The sequence below is a fragment of the Mesorhizobium sp. B2-5-3 genome, assembly GCF_006441005.1.
Classification (GTDB): Bacteria; Pseudomonadota; Alphaproteobacteria; order Rhizobiales; family Rhizobiaceae; genus Mesorhizobium.
Window position 1 is genome coordinate 364,664 of record NZ_VFUS01000007.1, and the last position, 16,844, is coordinate 381,507.

The window sequence follows — 16,844 nt, forward strand, 5'->3', positions numbered from 1 at the left end:
TCAGGCCCGGTTGATCAGATAGAGGACCGGGAACAGGAACACCCAGACGATGTCGACGAAATGCCAGTAGAGTCCGATCGCCTGCACGCGGCGCGCCCGGCTCGCCTGCGCGGTCCTCGGCCAGAGCAACAGCATGCCGGCAATCACCGCGATGCCGCCTATCAGATGCAGCGCGTGCAGCGATGTCATGGCGAAATAGAGCGCGAAGAAGAATTCGGCATGGGCCGGATCTGGGCCTGCGAAGCGGAACGACGCGCCGAGCACCGGCGCCAGGCCCTCGCTGAATTCCTTGCTGTATTCGACGGCCTTGATCACCAGAAAGATGCAGCCAAGCAGGCTCGTGGACATCAAGGCCCAGAAGGCGGGCCGCCAACGCCGGGCAGCCGTGAACATATGGGCAAGCGCCATCGCGAAGCTGCTGGTGATCAGAACCGCCGTATTCAGCGTGCCGAGCGGCAATGACAGATGTTGCGACGCCGCGGCGAATGCCGCGCCATAGCTCAATCGGGCGTAGAGGAACACCAGCACGATCGCGCCGAACAGCATCGCCTCGGAGCCGATGAAAATCCACATGCCGAACGCATCGGCCGCCTTCTCGCGGGCCCGTGTATCGAAGGCAATGCTTTCGGTCGGCCCGCTCATGAGGCTTCGTCCCTGTGCGGGCTGAACGTCTCGTGCCTCAGGCCTTTCATGGCATAATCATAGGCCGGCCGCCTGACCACGGGCATGGTGTCGAAATTATGCGGGGGCGGCGGCGAAGCCGTCTGCCATTCAAGGCCGGTCGCGCCCCACGGGTTGGCCGGCGCCCGCGTCCCGCGAAACAGCGACCAGCCGAGATAGAGCAGCGGCATAAGATAGCCGACGGCCAGAACGACCGCGCCGGCCGAGGACAATACGTGCCAGAACTGAAACTCCGGCGGATAGGTGTGATAGCGCCGCGGCATGCCGAGAAAACCGAGCACGAATTGCGGGAAGAAAGTCAGGTTGAAGCCGAGGAAGGTCACGGTCGCGGCGATACGGCCCCAGGTTTCGGAATAGACGCGGCCGGTGATCTTCGGCCACCAGAAATGCAACCCCGCCATGTAGGCCGTCACCATGCCGCCGACCATGATGTAGTGGAAATGCGCCACGACGAAATAGGTGTCATGAACGTGGACGTCGACGGCGAGAGCGGCCAGGAACAGGCCGGCCAGCCCCCCGAAAGTGAACAGCGCCAGGAAAAACAGCGCATAAAGCATGGGCGTCTCGAAAGTGATTTCGCCCTTGCGCAGCGTCAGCGTCCAGTTGAACACCTTTATCGCCGAGGGGATCGCGACGCAGAACGACAGGAACGAGAACACGATGCCGGCATAGGCCGACTGGCCTGATACGAACATATGGTGACCCCAGACCAGGAAGCCGAACACGGCAATCGCCATCGAAGACATCGCCACCGCCTTGTAGCCGAACAGCGGGCGCTTGCTGAAGCAGGGCAGCACTTCGGAAACCACGCCCATGCCGGGCAGGATCATGATGTAGACCGCGGGATGTGAGTAGAACCAGAACAGATGCTGGAACAGCAGCGGGTCGCCGCCCAGAGCGGGATTGAAGATGCCGATACCGAAGGCACGCTCCAGCACGATCAGGATCAGCGAGGCGGCCAGCACCGGTGTCGCCAGCACCATGACCAGCGCGGTCGCATACATCGTCCAGACGAAGATCGGCAGTCTGAACCAGGTCAGCCCCGGCGCGCGTAACGTGTGGACGGTGACGATGAAGTTGATGCCGGTCATGATCGTCGAGAAGCCGACGATGAAGACACCCAGCGCGGCCATCGAAACGAAGCCGTTGGCATAGAGCGTCGAGAGCGGCGTGTAGAAGGTCCAACCCGTGTCGACACCGCCGGCGAGCACCGCGGCCAGGGCAAAGGCGCTGCCGAAGATGAACACGTACCAGCTGGCGAGATTGAGCCGCGGAAAAGCGAGATCGCGCGCGCCGATCATCAGCGGCAGCAGGAAATTGCCGAGCGTCGCGGGGATCGACGGCACCAGGAAGAACCACACCATGATGATGCCATGCAGGGAAAACAGCCTGTTATAGACATCGTCCGACACCAGATCGCCCGCAGGCGACGCGAGTTCGATCCGGATCATCACGGCAAAAGCACCGCCAAGAAAAAAGAACGCCGTCAGCGACATCAGGTAGAGCCAGGCGACGCGCTTGTGGTCGGTGGTCAAGAGCCAGGCGGCAGGTCCGGCCTCCCCATGCAGATAGCTCGAAGGCGCCAAGGCTTGCCTGCTCATTGGGTCGCCCCGCTTTCCCTGGTTGCTCGCGGCGACAGGGATTTGAGATACGCCAGCAGCATCTGTAGCTCCTGCTCGTCGACAAGGCCGTCAAAGCTCGGCATCACGGGTTCATACCCGGCGGCGATCTCCTTCTTCGGATTGAGGATGGAATCGCGCAAATAGCGGTCGTCGGCAATGACGGTCTGTTGATTGTCCAGGGCCACCGGCCGTCCGAAGACCCCAGCCAGATCCGGCGCCCTCACCTTGGTGGAATTGCCGTGGCAGCCGGAGCAGCCGAGCGCGCGGAAGAGTTTTTCGCCGTCGGCCGCAAGCGTTTCACCCTGGCCCTGCTTGCCCAGCCACGCCGCATATTCTTGCGGCGGCATCACGGTCACCCAGCCGCCCATCTCCGAATGCTGGGTGCCGCAATATTGCGCGCAGAACAAATGATACCGCCCGGGCTCGCTGGCGATGAACCAGACATGCGTGGTGCGCCCCGGCACCGCGTCCTGCTTGACCCGGAAGGCAGGTACGAAGAATGAGTGGATCACGTCCTGCGATGCCAGCGACACGATCACCGCCTCGCCGACCGGCACATGCAGTTCGTTGATTTCACGCTGGCCGCCAGGATGACGGAACTCCCACATCCATTGCTTACCAAGGCCGGCGATCTCGAGTGCGTCAAGGGGCGGGTGTTCGCGGCGCAGGAACAGCACGGCTCCCCATCCGAAGATGGTGAAAGCGATCAGCAGGCTGGCGACTGTCCAGGTCACCTCGAGCGGCGTGCTGCGCGCACGCTCCCCCGTTCGCTCCACCTTGGAGCCGGCGCGATATTTGACGGCGTAGAAAACGACCAGGCTGGTCAGGAAGACGCCCAGCGCGACGGTGAAGGCAAGCAGCACGTAGAACAGGGCGTCGACACTGCCGGCAATCGAGGAGGCCTGCGGCGGCGTAAAAGGGATGCCGAACGTCAAATCGGCCTCCTTCGCGACAGAACGAGGATGGTGGCGCCAAGGCCAAGCAGCGTCGCCATGCCAGTCACCTTCACGACTGCCCAGACCGCTGGCGTGTACTGGCCCTTTGATGCATCGAAGCCGGCACACAGCAGAAAGACGTGATCGGCGATGGATCCAAGCCGCCCGGCCGACGCCTCGACCAGGGCAAGCCTGAGATCGCGCGGCTCGAAACTCAGCGCCGGAAGTACTTGCGCGATGCGGCCTTGCGGCGTCAGCGCGATGACCGCGATCGGGTGGACATATTGCGAGATCCGGTCGCGCCGGTCGAATGTGATGCCGGCCTCCGCGGCAAGGGCGGCGCCAGCGCCATCCTCGCTGGTCAAGAAGCGCCACGCGGACAACCCTGCCTGACCGGCGGACCGCCCGACTTCGGCTTGGATGGACGCCGCATCCGCGACGGTCTCGGAAGCATCTATCGAGACGAAGAGAGCGTGGTAGGTCGCGGGATCGAGGCCGGTCTTGTTCAGATCCGAGGCAACCGCCTGCTGGGTCACGCCGCAGAGGTTGGGGCATTTGTCGTAACCGAAGATGAGCAGCGCCGGCCGCCCGCCGAGAATGCCGGAAAGCGTCTGCCGTCCGCCCGAAGCCTCGCGGAAGACTGTGTCGAGGCTGACCTGCGCGCCGATCTGCGGTTCGAAAACCGGCCGCGCGCGCACGCTGGCGGTCATTGCAGCCAGGAGCACGAGCGGCAGGACCAAACGCCTCATGGCCTCGCCCCCATGGCCGGTGCGGCCTGGCCCTGCTGCGGCGCCCCGGCGTTTGGCTGCGCCGCGTCCGCTCGGGCGCGGCAAATGCCGGCCTGCGGCGCGCGCGGAACCTGGCCTTCGAGCAAGGCGCAGTCCTCACCGGCCGCAGCGGGCGTTACCGCCTCTGGCAGTCCCTGCGCGGCGATCAGCTTCATGGCGTCGTCGATCGGAATGCGCGCGATGCCACCATTGCGGTCTACCCATGCAAGCATGCCGAGTTCACGATCTTCCTGCTGACGGAACGCGGCAAGATCGGCCCCGGGGAAATCCTGCAAGGCGGGACCTGCGGCGCTGCCGTTCATCTGCGTGCCCGCAAGTGGCCAGAACGGGGCCGTATCGAAAATCAGTCTCAGCCCAAGCGCGGCGAGCGCCAGGAAGACAAGCAGGCCGAGGCCAATGAGCACGAGCGCCCTCGGCCAGACATCGCGTGTTTCGGGATGACGCACGACCTTAGCCACGGGCCAGCCTCCCGCGCCAGACGACGATGCGATCAGGCCTGGTCCAGATATAGACGAAGCACCCGAACCAGATGCCGCCCGCGCCGACCATTGCCGCGAGGTCCGGCCACGACACTCCTGCACCGAGGGCGGACAAAGCCGGCCGGACGCGCCAGGCGACATCGGCGAAATGTCCGGCCAGCAGGAACGCGCCGAGCCCTATCAGGCCAACGCGGCTGCGCTTGACGGAGCGGTTCAGGAAACCGGCGAAGGGCAAGGCAAATTGCAGCGCGATCAGCAGCCAAAGCAGATACTGCCAGCCATTTCGACCACGGATGACATACCAATGGATTTCGTCGGGCAGGTCGCCGCCCCAGACGACCAGCCACTGCATGAATGCCAGATAGGCCCAGATGAGCATGAAGCCGAACATCATGTTGGCGAGGTCTTCGCCGAGCGCCACGTCCTCCTCGCCACCCGGCGCCGACTCGATCGCACGGCCGGCCGAGAGCACCGCCAGCGCCAGCCCGCACACGCCGACGACCTCGGCCGCCGCTTCGAGCATCGCATAGATGGTGGAGGAAAAATCCGGCTCTATCGACATCATCCAATCGATGGCAAACACCGTCACGGCAAAGCCGTGCGCGACGAGCCCGATGGCGTAGCCGCCGCCGGTCCTGCTTGCGGCCGAACCGGGCGCCGTCCAGCCAAGTACAAGCCAGGCCAGCGCCAGCCAGACGACAGCATAGACGATGAAACGAACGACGAAGAATGGCACGTTGAGATAGGTCATTTTCTGGCGCACCGCTTCCGTCAGCGCCGGGTCGGCCCCTGCCCAGGGAAAGACCAGATCGAGCCGCGCAAGCACCGGCAGCATCAACAGCAGCGCGACAGGCAAGGTCGCGACGGCCGCGCGCAGCGGCGGCCGCAACGCGTCGCCCCAGCGCCCGCCGGTCAGCCCGTGCACCATGACCAGGGTCATTGCGCCGAGCGGCAATCCGAGCAGGAACACCGCCATCGTCAGCCAGCCGGCCAGTGTCGCGCGCGCGGCGACGAGCAGCCCGGCCGCGCACAGACAGAGCCCCGCGGCGGCCGCTGCGAGCAGCAGGACGAGATGGCCGTCGAGCCGGGCGGCGCGCTTCATCGTGCCGCCTCGGCATCGAGTTTCGCGCGAAGAGATTCGGGCAGCGTGCCGGCCGCAGCATGACGCGAATATTGCAGCGCCCGGATATAGGCCACGATCGCCCAGCGGTCCCGCGGCTCGACACGCGCGGCATAGGGATACATTGCACCGTAACCGTCGGTGATGACGTCGTAGAAATGCCGGTCCGGCGCCTTGCGCAGCGCATCTTGATGGTAGGTCGGAGGCGGCGGGAAACCACGCCTGACCACCATCCCGTGCCCGTCGCCGGTGCGGCCGTGGCAGGGAGAGCAGAATATGTCGAAGCGCTGCTGCCCACGCTGAAGCAGTGCCATGGTGATCGGGTACGGGAATTTGTCCGGCGTCGCCGCCAGGTCGGCGTCACGCGTCACCGTGCCTTCGACCGGTGTCCTTGCCGACATGCCGTCGGCGAACTCTCTGCTGTTTTCGAGCGGATCGTAGCGAGGCTGGTCGGCCATGTCCTGCTTGCAGGCGCCGAGGAGCAGGCAAACCGGCAAAAGCAGCCGCGGGTTCATATCGCCACCTCTTCGACCGTCTCGGCGCCAAGCCGTGTCAGTTGCCCCTTGGTGACGCCCTTGCGGTATTTCGGGTCGGTGGCCTCGATCAGCAGGTAGAACTTGCCGCCGCTCGCGTAGGTGAAGCTCTCGGCGTTGAAGACGGGGTGATAATATTGCGGCAGCCGGTTCTCGGCCAGCATGCCGAAGAAGCCGGCAAACACGCTGGCCAGGATCGCGGCTTCGAAGGCGATGACCGTGAACGGCGGCCAGGAATGCAGCGGCCGGCCGCCGACATTGACCGGATAGTCGACCTCGACGGAATAAAGGATCAATGCATAGACCAGCACGCCGCCGGCGACGCCACCCGCCAGCATGACCCAGGGCAACCGTGTTTTTCGCATGCCCAATATGTCTATCAGGCCATGCACCTCGAACGGCGAGAACGCATCCATATGCCGGTAGCCCTTGTCGCGCATCGCTTGCGCCGCCCTGGTCAGCGCATCCGGATCGGCGAAAGCCGCGATGACGCCATGGACGCTCATGCCGCGCCGCCTTTCTGCTCGGCCAGTTCCTCGACCTCGAAGATGGTTATCGCCGGCAGGATGCGGATAAACAGGAAGACCAGCGCGAAGAAGGTGCCGATCGATCCGAACAGGATGCCGAAATCGAGCCAGGTCAGCGACTGCTCGCCCCAGGACGACGGCAGGTAGTCGCGGCTCGGGCCGGTCACCACGATGATGTAGCGTTCGAGCCACATGCCGATGTTGATGACCAGAGCGATCGAAAACAGCAGCGGCATATTGGATCGCACACGGCGAAACCAAAGCAGTTGCAGCACCGCGCAATTGCAGAAGAGCATGGTCCAGAACAGCGGCGCATAAGGGCCGACGGCGCGCTGGACCATCATCGCGCGCTCGTAAGGCTCACCCGAATACCAGGAGAAGAACGCTTCCGATGCATAGCCGTAAATGACGACCATGCCGGCCGCGATCATCAGTTTGGCGGCGTTGTCCATGTGGCGCGGCGTGATCAGGTCTTCCACAGCGAATGCCCAGCGCAAGGGAATGGCTATGGTCAGCACCATGGCGAAGCCGGAAAGGAGCGCGCCGGCGACGAAATAGGGCGGAAAGATCGTCGAATGGAAGCCCGGCGTGATGGCGAAGGTGAAATCGAGAGCGACGATCGAATGAACCGAAACGACCAGCGGTGTTGCGAGTGCCGCCATCAGGAAATAGACCGTTCGGTATCGCGCCCAATGATAGGCCGAGCCGCGCCAGCCAAGCGCGAGGACGCCGTAGAAAAGTTGCCCGCCACGCGACTTCGCCCGGTCGCGCAGCACGCCGAGATCAGGCAGCAATCCCGTGTACCAGAACAGCAGCGAGACGGTGGCGTAGGTGGAAATTGCGGCGAAGTCCCAGACCAGCGGGCTGCGCCATTGTGGCCAATGCATGTGGGTGTTGGGCAGGGGCAGGAGCCAATAGAAGAACCACGGCCGGCCAAGATGCAGGATAGGGTAGAGGCCGGCCATCGCCACGGCAAACAGCGTCATCGCCTCGGCGAAGCGGTTGATCGAGGCGCGCCAGGGCTGGCGCAGCAGCAGCAGCACCGCCGAGATCAGCGTACCGGCATGGCCAATGCCGATCCACCACACGAAACTCGAGATCATCGTGCCCCAGACCACGGGAATGTTGACCCCATAGGCGCCAACGCCGACCGAGACCAGGTAGGTGATGGAATAGAGGAACAGCAATACGAAGGCGAAGCAGACGAAGAACGCCGACCAGAAGAACCGCGGCAACTTCCCTTGCAGGACCACCGCGCTGATACGGCCGCTGATCTCTGGAAAATCGTGACGCCCGCGCAGCACAGGTGTCACGCCTTTGCTCGTCCTGCGGGCGGCCACGTCAGCCATCGCCGCCCTCCGAGCCGGATGTCGCGGCGAGCCTGTCGTTAGGGTTGCTGACCTTGCCCAGATAGGTGGTGCGCGGTCTTGTGTTCAGTTCTTCGAGCAGCGCGTAATTGTGTGGCGAGGCCTTTTCCTGGACGACCTGCGAATCCTTCCTGTTGAGATCGCCGAAGGTGATAGCTTTTGTCGGGCACGCCTGCTGGCAGGCGGTGACGATCTCACCGTCCTCGATCTCCCGGTTCTCGATCTGGGCGCGGATCCGTTTTTGCGAAATGCGCTGTACGCAGTAGCTGCATTTTTCCATAACGCCGCGCGAACGCACGGTGACATCGGGATTGTGGACGGCCTGCTCCGGTCCCGCGCTGTCATTGTCGAACTCCTGGTACTCCAGGAAATTGAACCGCCGCACCTTGTAGGGACAGTTCTGCGAACAGTAGCGCGTGCCGATGCAGCGGTTGTAGACCTGCGCGTTCAGACCGTCATGCGTATGGATGGTCGCATTGACCGGACAGACGACCTCGCAGGGGGCCTTCTCGCAATGCATGCACGGCACTGGCTGGAAGAACATGTCCGGATCGTCGAGCCCGCCCGCATAGTAGCGGTCGACGCGCAGCCAGTGCATTTCGTGTCCGAGTGCCGCCTCGTCCGGCCCCACCGTTGCGATGTTGTTCTCAGCCTGACAGGCCGACACGCAGGCCATGCAGCCGATGCAGGCCGACAGGTCTATCGACATGCCCCAGGCTTCCTGGTCGTAGCTCCAGTCGGGGTAGAGCGATTCCATGGGCGCTGGGGGCGCGTGGTCGCGCACGAAATGGGGATTTGCCCTGAACGCATCGAGCGAAGCATGGCGGATGATCGCCCTGCCCTCCATCGCTTGATGATGCTGGGTCGTGACTACACGCGCCGAACCGCCGCGCGGGCTCAGGACGACATCGTCGGCAAACCATGGCGCATCGCTGGTCCGGATCGCGAAGGCATCGTAGCCGCCTGCGAGTGCCGCTACCGAGCCGGCCTTGCGTCCAAAACCGAGCGACAGCGTCACTGTGTCGTCAGGCTGTCCCGGCGTGATCCAGACGGGTGCGTCCAGCGTCCTGCCGTCCCGCGCCAGGTTGACCACCTGCCCGTTTTCGAGCCTCAGGCGCTGCGCGGTGGCTGGCGAGACCAGCGCCGCATTGCCCCAGACGAGCTTGCTTAACGGCCGGGGCAATTCCTGAAGCCAGGATGAATTGGCGTGGCGGCCGTCGCGAAGCCAGGGATCGGCGACGAACCGAACCTCCAACCCTTTGGTGGCGGCATTGGGTGCCGAGCCATCGCTATCCGGCGGTGCCGAAACGGCAGCGGGACCAGCAGCAGTGTTCGGCACGATGCCGTCGCGCAGCGCCTTGCGCCAGGCCACCTCGTCCATGGCGGCCCACGTCCGGCGCACCGGTGCTTGCGCATTGGCGCCGAATTCACCGCCCAGCGCGGCAAGCAACTGATGCAGGCTCTTGCCACCGAACAGAGGCTCTATGAGCGGCTGCACGATCGAAACCGTACCGTCATAGGCCCGGATATCGCTCCAGCTCTCCAACTCGTGCGCGGCTGGGATATGCCAGCGAGCCAGAAACGCCGTCTCATCGCGGTAGAGTCCCCAGTGGACAAGAAGCTTCAGGCTCGAAAAAGCCTTCCGTGCATCGATGTCCGATGGCGCCGTGTGCAAGGGATTGGCGCCGAGCACGACGGTCTTGTCGATCGAACCATCCGTGATGGCCCCGCAGAGCGTTGCAAGATCGCCATCCACCGGCATGGCATCAGGCGGCTCGATCAATTGCAGCGTGTTGCCAAGGGCACCAAGCCTGGCATTCATCGCTAGGGCCAAGGCATGCACGGACGGTGCCTGGTGCGCTCCGGCCACCACAAGCGCATTGCGGCCGGCGCCGCGCAGATCGTCGGCAAGCGCGTTTGTCCATTCCGGACCGAGCGGCGACAAGCCGGCCGCGGCATTGTCGCCATCGAGGGCGGCCTTGATCGCCGCCGCAACGCTTGCGACGGCGCTTGGCCTGATAGCTCGGCGATGGTCGGCGGCAGCACCCGTGATGGTGGGAGTCGTCTCGACGACATAGAGGCGGCTCATCGTGTCCGTAGATTTGCGCACCCGCCGCCGCTGCGCGAAATCACGAGCATAGGCCAGGCGCCCCGGACCATCGCCCAGGAAATCGGCATCCAGGCTGACGATCACATCGGCGCGGTCGAAACGGTAGATCGCCGTCAACGGCCTGCCGAACAATGTACCCGTTGCCTGTTCACCGGAATTGGCCGCAAGCGGATCGTGGCGGAAGACGCGAAGTCTGGGATAGCGCACCCTCAGCGCCGCGATCTGCGCCTTCGTCGTCGGCGATGTCGTCGCCTCGAGCAGCAATGCCAGCCCTTGCCCGCCTGAAGCGAGGAATCCACCAGCCAGTTCGGCGATATCTTTCAGGAACTCATCGTAACTTGCGGGCTCGCCCAGCTTGAGCGGCGTGCGAGATCGCTCGGGATCGAACAGCGACAACACCGCCGCCTGCATGACGGCATCGGTGGCGCCGCGCGATGCCGGATGATCCGGGTTGCCCTCGACCTTTGTCGGCCGGCCCTCATGGCTCTCGATCACGGCTCCGATGCCGTAGCCGTCGCTGGAGAGGGCTGTCGCGTAGTAGAGCGGCCGGCCGGGAATGATGTTCTCCGGCTGGCGGACATAAGGCACGATGCTCTCGGCCTCGCTGCAGGCGGCCAGCCCGGCCAGCGACAGCGATGCACCCATCAGTTTCAGGACGGTGCGCCGGTCGAAGCCAGGCTGAAGGCGATCGGCCATCGCGGGGAATTCCGCCTCCACAAAGCGCTGGAACTCCGCCGTGTCAGCCAGTTCGCCCATGCTTCGCCATGGCTCGCGCCCCGCCGCGGCGAGCCGCAATGCCGCAAGATCGAAAGCCGGATTTCGGTCAACGGTGGCAGACATAGCAATCCGTCATGGTCTCGGGATGAATGTCGAGCACGCTGATCAGGGAACGCCGGATCTGCTCGATGTCGTTAGGCGGCTTCCAGTGCATCAGGAAAACGGCTTGCGGCGGGCGAAGGTTGGGACCGGGGTCGCGGTGGCAGCCAAGGCACCATTCCATCGACAATGAATGCGCCCGTCGCGTCAGCGGCATCTCGTCGACCGCGCCATGGCAGGTCTCGCAGGCGATGCCCTTGGCGATATGGATGGAGTGGTTGAAGTAAACGAAATCCGGCACCGAATTGACCCGCTGCCATTGCAGCGGCTGTCCCGAGGCGAGACTTGCGCGCACCGGCGCCAACATCTCGGCATTGGTGAAGAGCTGCGAATGACAGGTCATGCACACTTCTGTCGCCGGCAGCCCCGCCGAGGCTGATGTCTCGACCCCGTTGTGGCAATAACGACAGTCCAGTCCGATATCGCCGACATGATGCTTGTGGCTGAACGGAACGGCCTGGGCCACCGGTTGCCCCACGCCGGTAACGAACCCTGAACGCAAAAACGCCGTGCCGCCGACGGCCGCCAGAAGCGCGAAACAGCAAACACCCCACAGAAAGAAGCGGGCAATCCCATTGGCGTTGCTGGAAAAGACCTGCGGCATCCTCGCCGATTTTTCGCTTGGAACAAGCTTTTGGATCGAGCGCCTAACGGCGGCAAAGCGACAAAGGTTCCGTCGGCGCGGAATGCTCACAAAATGGTGAGTTGGGAGCACCCTCGAAAACCGCGGCCGATCGCAACCATGCGGGACGGCCAGCGTTCGAAACAATCATGAGCCTGTCGTAATGGAAATGCTGTCATGACTTCTGCCAATCCGAATCTCGCGGACAGGCGTCGCTCCGGCGTCGCCTTCTGGTGGACTATGTTCGTGGGTGTGCTGCTGGCAATACTTGGTCTGCTGATCGGCGCAGGCGGCGCCTGGCTCGTCGCGCTGGGCGGCTCCTGGTACTATTTGCCCACCGGAGTGGCTCTCCTGGCGGCGGGTGTTTTGCTTTTGAGCGGCAATGCCGCCGGAGTCTGGCTCTACGTCCTGACCTGGATCGCGACGCTCGCCTGGGCTTATTGGGAAGTTGGCATGGACGGCTGGGGGTTGATGCCCCGGGTGCTCGCGCCGACGGTCATCCTGATCTTCGTTCTGTTGACCTTGCCTGCCTTTCGCGCCGGGCACGCGAAACGGGTTCGCGACCGCGGCTGCGCGGCCGCATCCGCTGCCCTTTTCATTGTCGGCTGCGCGATCGGGCTTCAGCATTTCACGCCCTCGGCACAATCCCAGGAGGCATCCCCGGTTGCCCCGGTCACGCCACCCGCCGCAGGAAGCGCATCTGGTCAGTCTCCGGTCAGCCCTCAGCCCAATGTCGCGATACACCAGGCTGGACCGAATTGGCCCGTCTATGGCGGCTCGGAACTTGCCACCCGCTATTCTCCCCTCAAACAGATCACCGCCGACAACGTCGCGAAGCTGACCAAAGTTTGGGATTTCCACACGGGCGATATGCCAAGCAAGGCGGCGACCGACAAATACTCCCCGGAAAACACCCCCCTCGAAGTGGACGGGCACCTGTTTGCATGTTCGGCCAAGGGCATCGTCATCTCGGCCAACGCGGCAACCGGCAAGGAGGAGTGGCGCTATGATCCGAAGGTATCCGACGCCGCCATCCCATACGGCGCCAGTTGCCGGGGCGTCGCCTACTACGCCGTTCCAGGCGCAAGCGCCGATCGACCATGCGCAACACGCATCCTGTGGGGCACGCTCGATGCAAGGCTGATTGCCATCGACGCCAGGACCGGGAAGGCATGTGGCGATTTCGGCCAGCAGGGCGTTGTCGATCTCACCCAGGGGCTCGGCAAGACCGTGCCCGGCTGGTATTCGGTGACGGCGCCTCCGACCGTCGTGCGCGGCATTGCCGTGCTTGGCGCCCAGGTGCAGGACGGCCAGGCCGAGGATGCGCCGTCAGGCGTCGTGCGCGGCTATGACGTGATGTCGGGGAGACTGGTCTGGGCTTGGGACATGGGCCATCCGGACCGCACGGGCGCACCGCCCCAGGGCGATACCTACACGCGCGGCACGCCGAACATGTGGACCGTGGCCGCCGCCGATCCGCAGCTCGGCTATGTCTTCCTGCCGCTCGGCAACGCCGCCGTCGACTATTACGGCGTCGATCGCAAGGACTTCGAAAACCAATACAATTCCTCAATCGTCGCCATCGATGTCACGACGGGCAAGCCGGTCTGGCATTTTCAGACCGTTCATCATGACCTTTGGGACTATGACCTCGGTTCGCAGCCGACGCTCGTCGATTTTCCGTCAGTTAATGGAAAGGTTCCCGCAATTATCGTGCCCAGCAAGCAGGGCCAGATCTACGTGCTCGACCGCAAGACCGGAAAATCGCTGTTCCCGGTCGAAGAACGGCCGGTGCCGTCGGGCGGCGTCGAACCAGAGAAATTGTCCAGGACGCAGCCTTATTCCGGCTATGCCCATCTCGACCAGCCTGTGCTGACCGAGAAGGATATGTGGGGCATGAGTCCGCTCGACCAGCTCTACTGCCGCATCCAGTTCCGGCAGGCTTCCTACCAGGGCGAATATACGCCCCCCACGGTGGACAAGCCTTTCATCGAATATCCCGGCTACAATGGCGGCTCCGACTGGGGAAGCGTTGCCGTCGACACCGACGCCGGCATCCTGGTCGCCAATTACAACGACATGCCCAACTATGATCAGTTGATACCGCGCCAAAAGGCGGACCAGATAGGCTTCAGGTCGATCGAACAGGGCGGCGCTTCGAAAAGGGCCAAGGACATGGGTGACCCGCAGATGGGTTCGCCGTACGCCATTGCCGTCAACGCGGGCTGGCGCCTCTCGACGGGGCTGCTTTGTTCCGAGCCGCCTTACGGCCATATCCGTGCCATCGAGTTGAAGACAGGCAAGACGCTCTGGGACAAGCCGCTCGGCGAGGCGGTCGAGAATGGCCCCTGGCGCATCCCGTCCATGCTGCCGCTGGATATCGGCACGCCAAACAATGGCGGGCCGCTCGTGACCGCCGGCGGCCTGATCTTCATCGCAGCGGCGACGGACGACAAGCTGCGCGCCATCGACATCAAGACCGGCAAGGTGGTCTGGCAGACGGATCTGCCCGCTGGCGGCCAGACCACCCCGATGACCTATGAGGTCGGCGGCCGGCAATATGTCGTCATCGCGCCCGGCGGTCATCATTTCATGGAGACGAAGGTCGGCGACGACGTGATCGCCTATGCGTTGCCGGCCGACTGATGGCGCGCCCGGCGTGGCCCGGACTGGCTTGCGCTTGTCGGCTGGCAAAGCGTGACCCCGGCCGTCAGCCCCCGTGATTTCTGGGGAACCTTGCCGGGATGAGCAGGTTTAGCTGCCTGAGACACTCCAAATTCGTCGGAAGGAGCAGCTCATGAGCAACGATCCCGACAAGGAGGGGCCTGTTTTTTCCGCAGAGGATGCGCGGCAAGGCGAGATTATCCTGCGAACGCGAACGCGCCGTATCATCTTCATTGCGGGACTTGTCGGCATCGTGCTGGTGATGATGCTGCTGCACTTCGCCTAGCGCGGCCGGCCACAAACCCTCAATCTGACAGGAACTTTTTCGGACGCGGGTCCGTTGATTTACGTCCTTCCAGTACGCGGCTTTTGCCGCACCAACCCTACCGCGGACCGCTAACGTGGACACGAACTCTCCAGACGTCGCACCGGTCGACGAAAGACCTCAAACAAAACGTCGCCCCGATGCACGACCGAAGCGCGCCTCGTCGCGCCCACAACCGAAACAGGACCTCGATGCTTCCGCCGGGAACAAAGAGGGCCTGTTCGGCTCGCTCAGGCGGCACCCCTACGTCACCGCGGCGGTCATCCTTGTTCTGCTGCTGGCATCGGCCGCAGCGATAATCTGGTGGCTCCAGGCGCGACAGTATGAATGGACCGACGATGCCTTCATCGACGCCCGTACCGTAACCATAGGTGCCGAAATCGCCGGCCGCATCACCGATGTGGCGGTGACCGACAATCAGAGCGTAAAGGCCGGCGATGTCCTGCTGCGCATCGATGACAGGGATTATCAGGCATCCCTCAAGCAGGTTCAGGCGCAGGTGGCGCAGGCCGACGCCGAAACCGCTGACATCGCAGCCCAGATCGAAGCGCAGCAGGCCAAGGTGGACCAAGCCCAGAAGCAGGTGTCGCAAGGCCGGGCAGCGCTTGATTTCGCGAAAGCCGAAAATCAGCGCAACAGCGAATTGCTTGCCAAGGGAACCGGAACGCTGCAGCAGGCGCAACAGGCTGCCTCGACGCTTCGCCAGGCCCAGGCGACGCTCGACAGCTCGCAGGCGAACGTCGTGGCGGCCCAGAGACAAGTCGCCGTCCTCGAGGCCCAGCGCAAAAGCGTGGCGGCAAAACTCGACCAGGCCCATGCCAGCGAAGAGCAGGCCCGCACCGCGCTTTCCCGCACCTCGATCACCGCTCCGGTGGCCGGACGGGCGACGAACATATCCGCCGCCGTGGGCGCATATGCCCAACCGGGGCAAGTGCTGATGATGTTCGTGCCCGAGGACGTGTGGGTGAAGGCCAACTTCAAGGAAACACAACTCGACCTTATGCGGCCTGGCCAGCCCGTCGAGATCGATATCGACGCCTACCCGGAGCAGACCTTCAGGGGCCACGTCGACAGCATCCAGGCCGGCAGCGGAACCGCTTTCAGCCTGCTGCCCGCGGAGAACGCGACCGGCAATTTCGTCAAGGTGGTGCAGCGCGTGCCCGTGAAGATCGTCTTCGACAAGAAGACCGGCCTGCTGCTCGGGCCCGGCATGTCCGTCGTGCCGACGGTCAAGGTGCGATGACCGGCCAGGCGACCGCGCAAGCCGGCGAAAGCCGGTCCGCCGCGGGCGGGCGCAATCCCTGGCTTATCGCCATCGTCGTCTCCATCGCCACCTTCATGCTGGTGCTCGATACGTCCATTGCCAATGTGGCGCTGCGCAACATAGCCGGCAGCCTCGCGGCCGGAATGGACGAAAGCACCTGGATCATCACCACCTATCTGGTCGCCAATTCCGTCATCATCCCGATCAGCGGCTGGCTCGCCGGCGTGATCGGCCGCAAACGCTACTACATGATCTGCGTGGCTACCTTCACGCTCGCGTCGCTGCTCTGCGGCCTCGCGCCGAACCTGGAAATGCTGATCCTGTTTCGCATCCTTCAGGGACTGGGCGGCGGTGGGATGGCACCCAGCGAGCAGTCGATCCTCGCCGATACTTTCCCGCCCGAAAAACGCTCGCAGGCCTTCGCGCTCTACGGCATCGCCGTCATCGTTGCACCGACGGTCGGGCCGACCATCGGCGGCTGGCTGACCGACCATTTCTCCTGGCACTGGATCTTCTTCATCAACGTGCCCTTCGGCATCATGTCGTTGGCCCTTGTGCAATGGCTGCTGGTCGAACCAGACGTGCTGGAGCGCGAGCGCCAAGAGAGGCTGAAGGATGGCCTCAAGATCGACTGGGTCGGCTTCATCTTCGTCGTGCTGGCGCTCGGATCCCTTGAGATCTTCCTTGACGAGGGCCAGCGCAACGACTGGTTTGCGTCGGGCTTCATCACGACGTTCGCCGTGATCTCGGCCGTCTCGTTCCTTTTCCTGATCCCCTGGGAGTTTCGCCATCGCGATCCGATCGTCGACATGCGGCTGGTTTTCACCCGCCAGTTCGGCACATCTTTCCTGGTGATGATGGCGGTCGGCGCGGTGCTGTTCAGCACCACGCAGATATTGCCGCAGCTCCAGCAGACCACCTTCGACTACAC

Annotated in this window: 15 protein-coding genes; 4 read left to right on the forward strand and 11 right to left on the reverse strand. The window is 63.8% G+C overall.

Annotated elements, in window-relative coordinates; all coding sequences use genetic code 11:
• The 11 genes from FJ867_RS19280 to FJ867_RS19330 are packed head-to-tail and all read right to left on the reverse strand — an operon-like array spanning position 1 to position 11,642.
• Positions 1-642 carry a cytochrome c oxidase subunit 3 gene (locus tag FJ867_RS19280; RefSeq protein ID WP_140496125.1) on the reverse strand — a complete coding sequence of 214 codons (642 nt, stop codon included), beginning with the start codon at positions 640-642 and terminating at the stop codon, positions 1-3.
• A complete protein-coding gene (gene ctaD, locus FJ867_RS19285; protein ID WP_140518010.1) occupies positions 639-2,282 on the reverse strand; it encodes a cytochrome c oxidase subunit I in 1,644 nt (547 codons plus the stop codon). Before ctaD ends, FJ867_RS19280 begins: the two co-directional genes overlap by 4 nt.
• Positions 2,279-3,238: a cytochrome c oxidase subunit II gene (gene coxB / locus FJ867_RS19290; RefSeq protein ID WP_140522227.1), complete on the reverse strand. Its 960-nt coding sequence runs from the start codon at positions 3,236-3,238 to the stop codon at positions 2,279-2,281. The genes ctaD and coxB overlap by 4 nt, the downstream gene beginning before the upstream one ends.
• Positions 3,235-3,987, reverse strand: a complete 753-nt coding sequence (locus FJ867_RS19295; RefSeq protein ID WP_140818229.1) for an SCO family protein — start codon at positions 3,985-3,987, stop codon at positions 3,235-3,237. Before FJ867_RS19295 ends, coxB begins: the two co-directional genes overlap by 4 nt.
• On the reverse strand, positions 3,984-4,484 hold the full coding sequence (locus FJ867_RS19300; RefSeq protein WP_140522231.1) for a hypothetical protein: 501 nt from the start codon (positions 4,482-4,484) through the stop codon (positions 3,984-3,986). Before FJ867_RS19300 ends, FJ867_RS19295 begins: the two co-directional genes overlap by 4 nt.
• On the reverse strand, positions 4,477-5,607 hold the full coding sequence (locus FJ867_RS19305; protein WP_140582241.1) for a hypothetical protein: 1,131 nt from the start codon (positions 5,605-5,607) through the stop codon (positions 4,477-4,479). Before FJ867_RS19305 ends, FJ867_RS19300 begins: the two co-directional genes overlap by 8 nt.
• On the reverse strand, positions 5,604-6,140 hold the full coding sequence (locus FJ867_RS19310) for a cytochrome c (RefSeq protein WP_140556188.1): 537 nt from the start codon (positions 6,138-6,140) through the stop codon (positions 5,604-5,606). Before FJ867_RS19310 ends, FJ867_RS19305 begins: the two co-directional genes overlap by 4 nt.
• The gene (locus tag FJ867_RS19315; protein ID WP_140556189.1) at positions 6,137-6,664 is read right to left on the reverse strand and encodes a DUF3341 domain-containing protein; all 528 of its coding nucleotides are present in this window, start codon (positions 6,662-6,664) and stop codon (positions 6,137-6,139) included. The genes FJ867_RS19310 and FJ867_RS19315 overlap by 4 nt, the downstream gene beginning before the upstream one ends.
• The gene (gene nrfD, locus FJ867_RS19320) at positions 6,661-8,034 is read right to left on the reverse strand and encodes an NrfD/PsrC family molybdoenzyme membrane anchor subunit (RefSeq protein WP_140522236.1); all 1,374 of its coding nucleotides are present in this window, start codon (positions 8,032-8,034) and stop codon (positions 6,661-6,663) included. The genes FJ867_RS19315 and nrfD overlap by 4 nt, the downstream gene beginning before the upstream one ends.
• The gene (locus tag FJ867_RS19325) at positions 8,027-11,002 is read right to left on the reverse strand and encodes a TAT-variant-translocated molybdopterin oxidoreductase (RefSeq protein WP_140818231.1); all 2,976 of its coding nucleotides are present in this window, start codon (positions 11,000-11,002) and stop codon (positions 8,027-8,029) included. The genes nrfD and FJ867_RS19325 overlap by 8 nt, the downstream gene beginning before the upstream one ends.
• The gene (locus FJ867_RS19330) at positions 10,986-11,642 is read right to left on the reverse strand and encodes a cytochrome c3 family protein (RefSeq protein WP_140522240.1); all 657 of its coding nucleotides are present in this window, start codon (positions 11,640-11,642) and stop codon (positions 10,986-10,988) included. The genes FJ867_RS19325 and FJ867_RS19330 overlap by 17 nt, the downstream gene beginning before the upstream one ends.
• 195 nt (positions 11,643-11,837) lie before the next feature.
• Here FJ867_RS19330 and FJ867_RS19335 point away from each other — a divergent pair, with 195 nt between their 5' ends.
• The 4 genes from FJ867_RS19335 to FJ867_RS19350 form a co-directional block, all read left to right on the forward strand.
• On the forward strand, positions 11,838-14,306 hold the full coding sequence (locus FJ867_RS19335; RefSeq protein WP_140818233.1) for a membrane-bound PQQ-dependent dehydrogenase, glucose/quinate/shikimate family: 2,469 nt from the start codon (positions 11,838-11,840) through the stop codon (positions 14,304-14,306).
• Positions 14,307-14,457: 151 nt separating this feature from the next.
• On the forward strand, positions 14,458-14,610 hold the full coding sequence (locus FJ867_RS19340; protein ID WP_140496137.1) for a peptide ABC transporter permease: 153 nt from the start codon (positions 14,458-14,460) through the stop codon (positions 14,608-14,610).
• Between the two features lie 115 nt (positions 14,611-14,725).
• The gene (locus tag FJ867_RS19345; RefSeq protein ID WP_140556194.1) at positions 14,726-15,892 is read left to right on the forward strand and encodes an HlyD family secretion protein; all 1,167 of its coding nucleotides are present in this window, start codon (positions 14,726-14,728) and stop codon (positions 15,890-15,892) included.
• The coding region (locus FJ867_RS19350) for a DHA2 family efflux MFS transporter permease subunit (RefSeq protein ID WP_140781851.1) at positions 15,889-16,844 on the forward strand (956 nt) is incomplete at its 3' end. The genes FJ867_RS19345 and FJ867_RS19350, both read left to right, overlap by 4 nt.

Excerpts from the sequence above, each read along its gene's own strand:
- FJ867_RS19280 (WP_140496125.1), bottom strand. The coding sequence starts at position 642 with ATGAGCGGGCCGACCGAAAGCATTGCCTTCGATACACGGGCCCGCGAG.
- ctaD (WP_140518010.1), bottom strand. The coding sequence starts at position 2,282 with ATGAGCAGGCAAGCCTTGGCGCCTTCGAGCTATCTGCATGGGGAGGCC.
- FJ867_RS19295 (WP_140818229.1), bottom strand. The coding sequence starts at position 3,987 with ATGAGGCGTTTGGTCCTGCCGCTCGTGCTCCTGGCTGCAATGACCGCC.
- FJ867_RS19305 (WP_140582241.1), bottom strand. The coding sequence starts at position 5,607 with ATGAAGCGCGCCGCCCGGCTCGACGGCCATCTCGTCCTGCTGCTCGCA.
- FJ867_RS19310 (WP_140556188.1), bottom strand. The coding sequence starts at position 6,140 with ATGAACCCGCGGCTGCTTTTGCCGGTTTGCCTGCTCCTCGGCGCCTGC.
- FJ867_RS19315 (WP_140556189.1), bottom strand. The coding sequence starts at position 6,664 with ATGAGCGTCCATGGCGTCATCGCGGCTTTCGCCGATCCGGATGCGCTG.
- nrfD (WP_140522236.1), bottom strand. The coding sequence starts at position 8,034 with ATGGCTGACGTGGCCGCCCGCAGGACGAGCAAAGGCGTGACACCTGTG.
- FJ867_RS19325 (WP_140818231.1), bottom strand. The coding sequence starts at position 11,002 with ATGTCTGCCACCGTTGACCGAAATCCGGCTTTCGATCTTGCGGCATTG.
- FJ867_RS19330 (WP_140522240.1), bottom strand. The coding sequence starts at position 11,642 with ATGCCGCAGGTCTTTTCCAGCAACGCCAATGGGATTGCCCGCTTCTTT.
- FJ867_RS19335 (WP_140818233.1), top strand. The coding sequence starts at position 11,838 with ATGACTTCTGCCAATCCGAATCTCGCGGACAGGCGTCGCTCCGGCGTC.
- FJ867_RS19340 (WP_140496137.1), top strand. The coding sequence starts at position 14,458 with ATGAGCAACGATCCCGACAAGGAGGGGCCTGTTTTTTCCGCAGAGGAT.